9 protein-coding genes are annotated in these 11,683 nt (G+C 59.5%); 2 read left to right on the plus strand and 7 right to left on the minus strand.

Translation table 11 applies throughout. The features are described from left to right. Positions 1-252: 252 nt before the first annotated feature. The 7 genes from rpoD to Q0M35_RS13520 form a co-directional block, all read right to left on the minus strand. On the minus strand, positions 253-2,235 hold the full coding sequence (gene rpoD / locus Q0M35_RS13490) for an RNA polymerase sigma factor RpoD (protein WP_295316163.1): 1,983 nt from the start codon (positions 2,233-2,235) through the stop codon (positions 253-255). Positions 2,236-2,355: 120 nt separating this feature from the next. Further along, entirely contained in the window at positions 2,356-4,311 is a 1,956-nt protein-coding gene (dnaG, locus tag Q0M35_RS13495; protein ID WP_295316165.1) for a DNA primase, read from the minus strand. Positions 4,312-4,427: 116 nt separating this feature from the next. Beyond that, positions 4,428-4,736 carry a hypothetical protein gene (locus Q0M35_RS13500; RefSeq protein ID WP_295316167.1) on the minus strand — a complete coding sequence of 103 codons (309 nt, stop codon included), beginning with the start codon at positions 4,734-4,736 and terminating at the stop codon, positions 4,428-4,430. A 30-nt stretch (positions 4,737-4,766) separates the two neighbouring features. After that, positions 4,767-5,312, minus strand: coding sequence for a sarcosine oxidase subunit gamma (locus Q0M35_RS13505; RefSeq protein ID WP_295316169.1), 546 nt, complete (start codon positions 5,310-5,312; stop codon positions 4,767-4,769). Then, the gene (locus Q0M35_RS13510) at positions 5,305-8,241 is read right to left on the minus strand and encodes a sarcosine oxidase subunit alpha family protein (RefSeq protein WP_295316171.1); all 2,937 of its coding nucleotides are present in this window, start codon (positions 8,239-8,241) and stop codon (positions 5,305-5,307) included. Before Q0M35_RS13510 ends, Q0M35_RS13505 begins: the two co-directional genes overlap by 8 nt. After that, a complete protein-coding gene (locus tag Q0M35_RS13515) occupies positions 8,238-8,510 on the minus strand; it encodes a sarcosine oxidase subunit delta (RefSeq protein ID WP_295316174.1) in 273 nt (90 codons plus the stop codon). Before Q0M35_RS13515 ends, Q0M35_RS13510 begins: the two co-directional genes overlap by 4 nt. 57 nt (positions 8,511-8,567) lie before the next feature. Then, positions 8,568-9,821, minus strand: a complete 1,254-nt coding sequence (locus tag Q0M35_RS13520) for a sarcosine oxidase subunit beta family protein (RefSeq protein ID WP_295316176.1) — start codon at positions 9,819-9,821, stop codon at positions 8,568-8,570. A 513-nt stretch (positions 9,822-10,334) separates the two neighbouring features. Between Q0M35_RS13520 and Q0M35_RS13525 the strand changes: the two genes are divergently transcribed. Together Q0M35_RS13525 and Q0M35_RS13530 are read left to right on the plus strand one after the other, a co-directional pair. Next, positions 10,335-10,757, plus strand: coding sequence for a TadE/TadG family type IV pilus assembly protein (locus Q0M35_RS13525; protein WP_295316178.1), 423 nt, complete (start codon positions 10,335-10,337; stop codon positions 10,755-10,757). A gap of 1 nt (position 10,758) precedes the next feature. Next, on the plus strand, positions 10,759-11,683 hold a 925-nt coding region (locus Q0M35_RS13530; RefSeq protein WP_295316180.1), incomplete at its 3' end, for a Tad domain-containing protein.

Here is an 11,683-nt window from a genome sequence, read left to right on the forward strand (position 1 = left end):
CAAAGGTGTCATTTGTAAGCGGTATGACCGGCAGCCAGTTGATCGCCCGGTATGTCTTCGCCGCAACCGGAACCGCAAAGGCAAGCGCTGCCGCTGTCAGAACAATTACCCGCATCTTTTGTCTCCGTTGAAACCGCTTTATCCGGAGAAATATACGATACGGACCGGTTTTGGGGAAATCACATATGCCTGCAGGACAGCACTGGCCAAAAAAGACCGGTCGTGTTGCTGCCCTGCTCTGCAATTCCGCGCTTACTGGTCCAGGAATGACCGCAGTTTGCGCGACCGCGAAGGATGCTTGAGCTTGCGCAGCGCTTTCGCTTCGATCTGGCGGATCCGTTCACGCGTCACACTGAACTGCTGACCCACTTCCTCAAGCGTGTGGTCGGTATTCATACCGATACCAAACCGCATGCGCAGGACCCGTTCTTCCCGTGGTGTAAGCGACGCCAGAACCCGCGTCGTTGTCTCTTTGAGGTTTTCCTGAATCGCGCTGTCGAGGGGCAGCACCGCATTCTTGTCCTCAATGAAATCACCCAGCTGGCTGTCTTCCTCGTCGCCGATGGGCGTCTCCAGAGAAATCGGTTCCTTGGCAATTTTCATTACCTTACGGACCTTCTCCAGCGGCATCTGCAGCTTTTCGGCCAGTTCTTCGGGTGTCGGTTCGCGACCGATTTCGTGCAGCATCTGCCGCCCCGTCCGCACCAGCTTGTTGATCGTCTCGATCATATGCACCGGAATACGGATCGTGCGCGCCTGATCCGCGATTGAGCGGGTGATTGCCTGACGGATCCACCAGGTCGCGTAGGTCGAGAACTTATAACCGCGCCGGTATTCGAATTTATCCACCGCCTTCATCAGGCCGATGTTACCTTCCTGAATAAGATCGAGGAACTGCAGACCGCGGTTGGTGTACTTCTTGGCAATCGAGATCACCAGACGCAGGTTGGCTTCCACCATCTCTTTCTTGGCCTGACGGGCTTCTTTCTCGCCCTTCTGCACCTGCTGCACTATGCGGCGGAATTCTGAAATATCCAGACCGACGTACTGACCGACCTGCGCCATATCGGCGCGCAGTTCTTCGACTTTTTCGGTGGAGCGTTCAATGAACATCTGCCAGCCCCGGCCGGACTTTTCCGCCATACGCTCAAGCCAGTTCGGGTCGAGCTCGTATCCGCGGTACTCGTCAACAAACTCACGCCGGTTGATCCGCGCCTGGTCTGCGAGTTTCACCATCGCGGAATCAATCTGCATGATGCGGCGGTTAATTCCGTAAAGCTGGTCGATCAGCGCCTCAATACGATTGTTATGAAGGTGCAGATCATTGACCAGCAACACAATTTCCGCACGCAGCTTCTGATAAAGCTGCTCGTCGCCTTCGCCGAAACTGCCGTCTTCGTTCAGGGTCGCCGAAATCCGGCTGTCCTGCATTTCGCTCAGTTTGACGTAGTCATCCGCGATGATGTCGAGCGCCTCAAGCACCTGAGGTTTCAGCGCCGCTTCCATGGCCGCAAGGCTCATGTTGGCCTGATCATCCTCATCATCATCGTCATCGGTGACAATCGGATTGCCGTCAGCATCCAGTTCGGGGCTGTCCGCTTCCTTTTTCGGAGAAGTCCCGTCGGCCGAAACCACAGGCTCGTCAACGGCGCCGTCTTCGTCCATCTGATTGCCAAACGTGGCCTCCAGATCGATGACATCGCGCAGCAGAATATCCTCAGACAGGAGTTCATCGCGCCAGATCGTGATCGCCTGAAAGGTCAGAGGGCTTTCGCAAAGCCCGGCGATCATCGTGTTGCGGCCGGCTTCGATCCGTTTGGCGATCGCGATTTCGCCCTCGCGGCTGAGCAGTTCAACCGAACCCATCTCACGCAGATACATCCGCACCGGGTCATCGGTACGGTCCAGCTTCTCGGATGCGCCGCTGGAGACAGCAACTTCGCGCGCGCCGTCGGTGGTTGTCAGTTCGGTGGAGCCTTTGGCTTCCTCGTCCTCGGCTTCCTCATCCTCGATAATATTGATGCCCATTTCAGAGAGCATCGACATCACATCCTCAATCTGCTCCGAACTCACCTGGTCAGGCGGGAGCACTTTGTTGAGCTGGTCGTATGTAATGTAGCCTTTTTCACGGGCCTCGCCGATCATCTTTTTGACGGCGGCCTGGCTCATATCGAGCGAGTGGCCTGCATCCTGGTCATCGGGTTTTGCGTCTTCACTGGTATCTTTGGCGGCCATTCAAAGCTCCTGCATCCGAATCGATTCGCTTATCCGAATCACTAGAGAATCATCTCGTGTTTTGGGTGATTCTTCCACCCGATACACTCAGTTTTCTGACCTTTACGGGTTCAGATATGGTTAATCATGCGGTTTGTGTTGCCGTATTGCCTGCAACAGGGCGTTGAAAGTACTCCGTTCTTCCCGACTGATTCGCACGCCGTTTTCGCCGGTTTCGTATTCCGCTCTGTCTTCCTGCACACTGCGCTGCGCGCGTTCCGCAGCCCGGGCCGCCTCCGATAGTCTCCAGGTCAGTCCTTCGTCCGCTTCGCCGCTCATGTCTTCGGCAGCCTCGCTGATTTCCACATCCAGCCCGCGGGCGCTTTGCAACTTTGCCAGTTCCTCGGCCACGGTCATCCGCGCTTTTTCAACGTCGCCGGGGGACCGGATACAGGGCACGACCGATACGTGGCGCTGCGACAGCAGATTTTCAAGTGCATCAGGGCCAAGGGCCCCTTCTATTTTATCACGCATCCGTGCGGCATTAAGACCGAGGCCCGACAACAGCACCTCGCGCAGGGCCGCATGATCCGGATCGCCACAGCGCATCTGCTCGATCCCGCCTTCGAAATCCTCAATCACCTCCGGGCAGGTCGCCAGCGTAGCCAGTATCACCGCTTCGCGCAGCCGTTCAGTGGCCCGCGGGCCCTGGGCCGACACCAGAAAAGACGCGCGCGAAGAGGAAATCGCCCCTTTTTCGGGCGCGTTCCAGCGGCCATGCCCGCCGGTGCGCGGCTTTTGCTCAGACCTTTTCAGCCGGAAAAGCTGCCAGCGCAGATCCTTGATTTCCTGACCGTAATGGCTGCGGATGGACGGATCTCTGATCAGCATGATCTTTTCGCGCAACGCCTTATCAAGCGCGGCTTTGCGCTCCGGGCTGTCGAAAACCCGGCCTTCCGTTTCACGCTGCCAGAGCAGGCGGACCATCGGCATCGCCGCATCGAGGATTTTCTGCAGCGCCGGCGCTCCCTGCGCGCGCAACAGATCGTCCGGATCCTGACCGTCAGGCATCAGTGCAAAACGCAGCGACTGTCCTGCCTCGAGCAGTGGTAAAGCCAGATCAATCAGTCGCATAGCAGCGCGCAGACCTGCCTGATCACCGTCGAGAGCAATCACCGGCTCGGGCGAGATTCGCCAGAGCATCTGTAACTGGCTCTCGGTAACGGCCGTCCCGAGTGGCGCCACCGCGGCTTCAAACCCTGCCGAGGCAAGCGCGATCACATCCATGTATCCCTCGGCAACAATCAGTTGCTGGCCCTTGCCCGCAGCCGTCCGCGCCGGACCGTGGTTAAAGAGACTACGCCCCTTGTCGAAAAGATCGGTTTCCGGCGAATTGAGGTATTTGGCGTTGTCGTTCGGGTCCATCGCCCGGCCGCCAAAAGCAATGGCCCTGCCCCGCGCGTCCCGGATCGGGAAAATAATCCGCCCGCGAAAGGTGTCATAGGGCTTCCCGCCTTTGGACGAGGGTTTGGCCAGCCCTGCCCCGAGGATCAGATCATCTTCGACATTCTTTTCTTTCAGATGATCCCAGAGACCCTGCCACTGATCCGGCGCAAAGCCGATCTCCCAGCGGTCGAGCGCATCTGCGCGGAGCCCGCGACGCTCCAGATAGGAGCGCGCCTCCGTAGCTGCACCTGTATTGAGTTGCAGTCGGTAATACCGGACTGCCTGTTCCATCACCTCTGCAAGCTGTGTGCGGCGGTCGGCCTTATGTTGCGCCTGCGGATCTCGCTCGGGCATCGGCATACCCGCCTCACGCGCGAGGATCTCGACGGCTTCCATAAAGCCCACGTTCTCGGTTTCGCGCACGAATGAGATCGCGTCACCTTTTGCGTGGCAGCCAAAGCAATAGTAAAACCCCTTCCGGTCATCGACGTGAAAGGAGGCTGATTTTTCCTGATGAAAAGGGCACGGCGCCCACATATCGCCTTTGCCCTGATTGGACTTGCGCGCGTCCCACATGACCTTGCGGCCGACAACCTGTGAGAGGCTCGACCTTGTGCGCAGTTCGTCAAGGAATCCGGGGGGCAGGCTCATACCCCGTTTATCTGCAAGCGCCCGGTCAGAGTCCAGAGTTTGCCCGCACGAAACCGCGAGCGGACGACCGGCAGACCAGTCTGCCGGGTCGCGTCCTTCTGCGTCTGGTCTGAGGGTCAGTTAAGCGACATGCATTGCGCGTATGTCGTGCTGCGCAGGTCGCTTTTACGCAGGTCCCGGCGTTTCTGCTCATAGATGTAGGGTGCTATGACCGGAACCATTACGGCCGTGTAATTCTCCGGCCATGTGGCGATTTTGGCCAGCTCTTCAGGAACATCACGCTCCGCGACACCGTCAAGCCTTGCTTGAACGACCGCTGCCGTCAGGTCCGCCTGATGACCGCAGCTCACTTCTTTTTCGGTTTGTGCAACGGCTGGTACTGCAGTCAGAGCCAGCACGGCAACGAGGGAAAAACGCAACATCATAAAGTCTCCGCTACTAGAGTCCGGACCAGTTTAACGACGTGCCGCGACACCTTCCATAGCTGTTTTCAGCTCGTGCACGAGGGTCTGCGCCATGGCGCGGAACACGAGGATCAGAAAACAGTCCGGCCCTGTGCGGGTGACAGATGCATTCATGTGCATGATCTGAGTGCGGGCCGTGTGACCGGTCTTAAACTGTGCGGCGCGCAGATCGAGCGGAACAAGCCTTGCGAGGGCGTCATCCGACCCGTCACCGCTCAGCGTGACAACAGCCCAGGCATCCGACTGATCGGTCAGGGCCGCGTGCGTCGCCAGGGCCCGATCCGGCGCCGGCCCCGCCAGCAGCGCAACGTCGCGCCCGAACCAGATGGCCCGCACAGCGTCCTGGCCGGTGGTCCTGTTTGGTGCGGGCAGCTTCACCCCGTGCGCCTTTTGCAACGCCGTTGAAAGATCGTCACCGCGCCCGTTATAGGGCGCCACCGAGGTCAGAACCCCGATGTCTGTCTCTTCCAGAGTCAACGTGCCGACGGTCACAGGCAGGAGCCCGGCACAGGCGGACTTTGCAACGAGATCAGCCACGTACGCGCCCTCCTTCAGGATCCACAAAGACCGGCGCACAGATCTCCACGTCAGTCTCAACGCCGCGCACAGCATCCACCAGACGCACAGTTTCGCCCATGCGCTCCGGTCCGCGTGCAATGAAGCCCAGACCGATCATATGACCCAGCGTCGGTGAGAACGCCACCGAAGTGACATAGCCCTGATCGTTGACACGGGTGGCCTCCTTGGCCGTCTCGAAAAGATGCGCGCCGGCGGTCATCTGCCCGCCCGGGGCGACCGGCCTTAGCCCGACCAGTTGCTGACGTCCAGGATCGGTAAGCCCCTCGCGCGCCGCCATCGTCTTGCCTATGCAGTCCTTTTTCGCACTCACCATCCGCGCAAATCCTATATCAAAAGCGGTGGTGCGCCCGTGTATTTCAGCGTGGGTGATATGGCCCTTTTCGATGCGCAGCACGTTAAGCGCTTCCATGCCGTAGGCACCACCCTCCAGGCTCTCCGCGCGGCTGACGAGTTCCCTGAACAGGCTCTCGCCATAACGCGACGGCACGGCGACCTCATAGGCATGCTCGCCCGAGAAAGAGATCCGGAAGAGCCGCCCCGCGACGCCGCAAACCGTCACCGTCCCGCAGGCTATGAACGGCCAGGTGTCATTGTCGACCGGTGATTTCAGCACACCGTTAAGCAACTCGCGCGAGCGCGGCCCCGCCACGGCAAACTGCGCCCACTGCTCAGTGACCGACGTGAACCGCACATCGAGATCGGGGCGCAGCACCTGATGCACAAACTCAAGGTGGCGCATAACGTTGCCCGCCGCTGCCGTGGTGGTCGTCATCACGAAATGCTCCGGTCCGAGGCGTGCGGTGGTGCCGTCGTCCATCACATGGCCATCCTCGCGCAGCATCAGCCCGTAGCGCACACGGCCTTCTTTCAGTGTCGAAAACGTGTTGGTATAGACGAAATCGAGGAACTCCGCAGCCCCCGGCCCCTGCAGGTCGATCTTACCGAGCGTCGAGACATCACAGACGCCCACCGCCTCGCGCACGAACCCCACCTCCCGGTCGCAGGACTGCCGCCACGTCGTCTCACCGCCGCGCGGAAAATAGCCCGGGCGGTACCACAGACCGGCCTCGATCATCGGTGCGCCCATCTCAACGCTGGCGGTGTGCGAGGTGGTAAAACGCTGCGGCGCAAAGCCCGCGCCCTGTGCACCGGCTCCCATTGCCGCAATGGAAACAGGTACATAAGGGGGGCGGAACGTGGTTGTTCCGGTCTCGGGAATGGCGCGCCCGGTGGCATCTGCCAGGACAGCCAGTGCTGCGACATTGGAGTTCTTGCCCTGATCCGGCGCCATGCCTTGTGTGGTGTAGCGCTTCATATGCTCAACCGAGCGGAAATTCTCGCGCGCGGCCTGCTTCACATCCTTGACGGTCACATCATTCTGGAAATCCAGCCAGGCGCGATCCTTGCCCGGAACCGTCCAGAGCGGCGTAATTGAATACGCGCTGTCATCCGCATCGGGCGCTCTGAGGCGCGGCACGCTCATGCCCAGATCTCCGAGCAACCGTTTCGCCGCATCGGCCCCGGCCGACAGACAAGCCGCCGTGCTGAAATCTCCATTGCAGGCACCGGCCGTGAGCATGCCGGGAACGGCACCCTCCTGCGGCACGAAGGCTGCGATGTCCTCTCGCCAGACCGGACGCCCGTTCATGTGACAGGTCATATGCACGGTCGGGTTCCAGCCACCCGACATCGCAAGACAGTCCGCCGCGATAACCTTTTCGCCCGCCGGTCCTTTGACAGTCACCGAACGCAGCGCAAGCCGGCCAGCGGTATCGACCACATGGCTGCCTTTGTACACGGGCCACGAGGCTGACGGCAGTGCGACGTCGGGCCGGCTGTCGATGACGGCGGCGATTTCCACGCCGGCTTCTGCAAGGTCACGCGCGGTGCGGTGCGCATCATCGTTGTTGCCAAAGATCGCAACCTTCTTGCCGGCCGCAACGCCCCAGCGGTTGAGATACGCCCGCACGGCAGAGGCCGTCATGATGCCGGGCCGGTCATTGTTCGGGAAAGCCACCGGGCGCTCGAGCGCGCCGGCGGCCAGCACCGACCGTTTCGCTACGATGCGCCAGAAAGTTTCGCGCGGCGCGCCCTCTGCCGGGGTCGCAAGATGAGAACTGACCCGTTCAAGCGCACCGTAGGTGCCCTGGTCATAGGCGCCGGTCACTGTCGTTCGTGTCATGATCCGCACGTTCGACATGCCATGCAGTTCAGCCACAACACCGGCGGCCCAGTCGCTGCCCGCCATGCCGTCGACTGCCAGGGTTTCGGCATTGAGCCGCCCGCCCGGCAGACTGTCTTCATCCGCCAGAATGATATCTGCGCCGGCGCGTCCCGCAACGAGAGCCGCCATAAGCCCCGCAGGCCCCGCACCGATGATCAGCAGGTCGCAGAACGCCCATGCGCGCTCGTATTTATCTTCATTGTGTGCGCCGCTCAGGCCACCCAGACCTGCCGCACGCCGGATTACCGGCTCGTAAAGCTTTTCCCAGAAGCCATGCGGCCACATGAACGTTTTGTAATAGAAACCCGCGCCAAGGAAGGGATGAACCAGATCATTCAGTTGCATTACGTCAAGTTTCAGCGACGGCCATGCGTTCTGACTGCGCGTCTCCAGACCGTCAAAGACTTCCTGTACAGTAGCCCGCACGTTGGGTTCTGACGCCGCCCCCCGCCCGGTCGTGATCAGCGCATTGGGCTCCTCGCTCCCGGCGGTCAGCACGCCGCGCGGGCGGTGATATTTAAACGAACGCGCCACGAGTTTGCGCCCGGCAGCCAGCAACGCCGAGGCGACCGTGTCGCCCTCGAAAGCCGTGTGCCCGATCTCGTCGAACTGAAACCGGACGGTGCGCCTGCGGTCAATGAGCCCTTTCCCCTCGATCCTCATGCGCGTTCTCCGGCAAGATCGCTGGCGAGTTCCACGTCGCTGATCTCATGAGTGACTGTGTTGCGCGTCACGACAAGCCAGGCACCGCAGCCGCCGTCGTGCTGCCACATGTCGCGCGTCTCACCCGCAGGGTTTTCTCGCAGATGCACGTAATTGTCCCAGGCTTCTGCACCCGCATCAGGTGCAGGACGTCTCATGGCCACGGCCGCCCCCTGGTAATAAAATTCGCGGCGATCGCGTTCGCCGCAGACCGGACAGGTCAGTCGCATATCCTGCCCTCCGAATGAACAACTATATTCAGCCTGCCTTTGGTCATGACTGTCTCCTCAGTGCAGGTTGTGCTGAGAGCCGGTGCCCTCTTCGTCGATGATGCCCCGGCCGGTCCGGTACCGGTCGAGCCTGAAGCCGCGCGCTGTTTCATGTGGCTCGCCCGTCGCCATCAGATGCGCCAGCGCCCAGCCTGAGCCCGGCACCGCCTTAAAGCCCCCGTAGCACCAGCCACAGTCGATAAAGAGCCCTTCGGTATCGGTTTTGTCGATGATCGGGGAGCCGTCGGGTGTCATATCCATGATCCCGCCCCAGGAACGCAGTACCTTTGCCTTGCCGATCATCGGCATCAGCGTCATGCCGGCCTCCATCACATGCTCTTTCATCGGCAGATTGCCGCGTTGCGCATAGGACGCGTAGAAATCAATGTCGCCGCCAAAGACCAGCCCGCCCTTGTCAGACTGGCTGATGTAAAAGTGCCCCATGCCGAAGCTCACCACGTGATCGATGACCGGTTTAAGCCCCTCGGTGACAAAGGCCTGCAGCACGTGGCTCTCGATGGGCAGACGCATACCGGCCATCGCGGCCACCTGCCCTGACCGCCCGGCGACCACAATCGCCACCTTTTTCGCACGGATCGGTCCGCGAGAGGTCTGCACCCCCCGCACTTTGCCGTTTTCGATATCGATGCCCGTAACTTCGCAATTTTGTAACAGATCAACGCCGCGCTGGTCCGCGCCCCGCCCGTAACCCCAGGCCACCGCGTCATGTCGCGCAGAGCCGCCGCGCGGATGCAGCAATCCGCCGTAGATCGGGAAACGCACATTGTCGAAATCCAGATAAGGCAGATGTTTGCGCACGCCCTCCCGGTCGAGCAACACCGCGTCATCCCCCTGGGCGATCATTGAATTGCCGCGCCGCACAAAGGCATCACGCTGCCCGTCGGAGTGGAAAAGATTGATCAGCCCGCGCTGCGAATGCATCACGTTGTAATTCAGGTCTTCCTCCATGCCTTCCCAGAGTTTCAGTGAATGGCTGTAAAATTCTGAGTTGCCTGGCAGGAAGTAGTTCGCACGCACGATCGTGGTGTTCCGCCCCACGTTGCCGCCGCCGATATAGCCCTTTTCAAGAACGGCGACATTCGTGATCCCGTGGTTTTTCGCCAGGTAATAGGCGGTGGAAAGCCCGTGCCCGCCGCCACCGATGATCACCACGTCATATTCGGATTTAGGCTCAGGATCCCGCCAGTGCGGTGCCCAGCCTTTGTTGCCTGTCAGCCCTTCGCGCAACACGCGCAACCCCGAAAACCGCATCCTGATCTCCCCTGACACCGCCCGCGGCGTCACTGTCTCTGCCGGCGACGGTATCAATCGCTGCGCGGACTGCAATGACAGAAACCGACCCGGAAGCGTCGTTTTTTCAATCTGCCCGGATGTGGGACCTTTCGCCGCGCACCCTGCCGGAAGGTGCTGCAAGCGCCCCCGTGCACCGGGCTTCGTGATGCGCAATCTGCGGTTGTCCGCCCCGGACAACCCGCGCTGAAAACTGTCCCTTTTGTGCCATAAATCTGCCGTTATATGCTCAACCCCGACCTGTCAGGTGCGGAGGAAAAATGACCAGCCGCTCCGCCAGCACGCTGAAATAAAGCCTTAATTTGTGAATCATCACCCTGCATGGCAGGACAAAGGACAGCTTTCCTTCGTTCCGGAACAACCTTCGAAAAACGAGGACAATTTTCACAATCCGCCCCATCTAATGCCGCAATCGCGGGGTAGGTTGGTCTATCAAAGACGCAGAGGTGCGTCGTGGAACAAGGCGTCACAAACATGAAAGATAAGCACGACGGCAAACCCGCTACCGCGAAGCTTCGTCGGTTCAGGCGATCAGAGGACGGAACTTTCACCGTGGAAGCTGTTATCTGGTTTCCGATATTCTTCATTCTGCTTGCGATAATCATGAACATTACGATGGTTTTCTACACCGAGTCGCAGATTATGCGGGTGGTTCAGGATGCGAACAGGGCGGTATCGCTGAACCTGATTGAAAACGAGGATGATGCGGAGACGTTCATACAGGAACAGCTGGCATATCTCGACGCCCCTTTCACTGTCGAGACGACGATCACCTCCACCCTTGTGACAACGGTTCTGACCACGCCAGCAACGGAACTCATGCCCTTTAATTTCATGACGAGCGCTTTCAACGGCATCAACGTCGGGGCGCGCGCGCAACACATAATTGAGTACTGATATGAAAACTCTCAGCCATGAAAAGAAAGTCGTAAAATTTGCCACCGAGGAAAGTGGTGCTGTTACACCGCTGGCAATATTCTTTTGTCTGATCTTTATTGTGATGGGCGGACTCGCGGTTGATTACAACAAAGCAGTGTCCGAACGCTCACGTCTTCAGATCGCCGCAGACTCGGCTGCACACGCAGCTCTATACACGCGCGAGCTTGAAAGTGTGGATGATTCCGTCCAGGCGGCGCTTTCAACCATCAATGGCATGCTTCCCGATATGGCCTTTGGAAACGGCATCCTGTCGTCGGACGTAGAATTCGGCGTCTGGGATGCAGACACGCGTCAGTTTTCAGTGGACGCCAGCTCGCGCTCCGCCGCGCGGGTCTTTGCTGAAATGACGCCTGAGCGTCAGAACGCATCGCGTACCATTCTGCTGAGTATGATCGGGATGGACACAATGAACGTCGGGACAAGCGCAATCTATGCCAGCTACTTCCCGGCCTGCTTCCGCGAAGGCTTCGTTGCGGAGGATGTTGTCGATATCCAGAGCGGTAACTCATACCTTGACGGCTTCTGCATTCACTCGAATACCTATGTGAGCCTGAACTCAAACAACTTCTTTGAGCCGGGCACCGTTGTCTCAATGCCCGATCTGGAAAAGCTGGATATCCCTCAATCGGGTATGGACTCCAATGAGGGTCTTGACGCGGCACTGCGCGCCGGCAAGTACCGCCAGAAACTTCTCAGACGTCTGCCACAACGCCTTGCTGATCTGAAATCCAACGATGTTCTTGATGTTGACAATAATCTCACAGCCGAGGCGAGGATGGCCACGCTGACCTATCCCCCGCTGGTCCTTCCGGTCACGCTTCTGCCCGGCCGGAAAGTTGATCCGACAGTATTTGCGGTTCCCGCGATCTACCACCTGACCTGCA

It is taken from the genome of Roseobacter sp. (assembly GCF_024639605.1).
Taxonomy (GTDB): Bacteria; Pseudomonadota; Alphaproteobacteria; order Rhodobacterales; family Rhodobacteraceae; genus Roseobacter.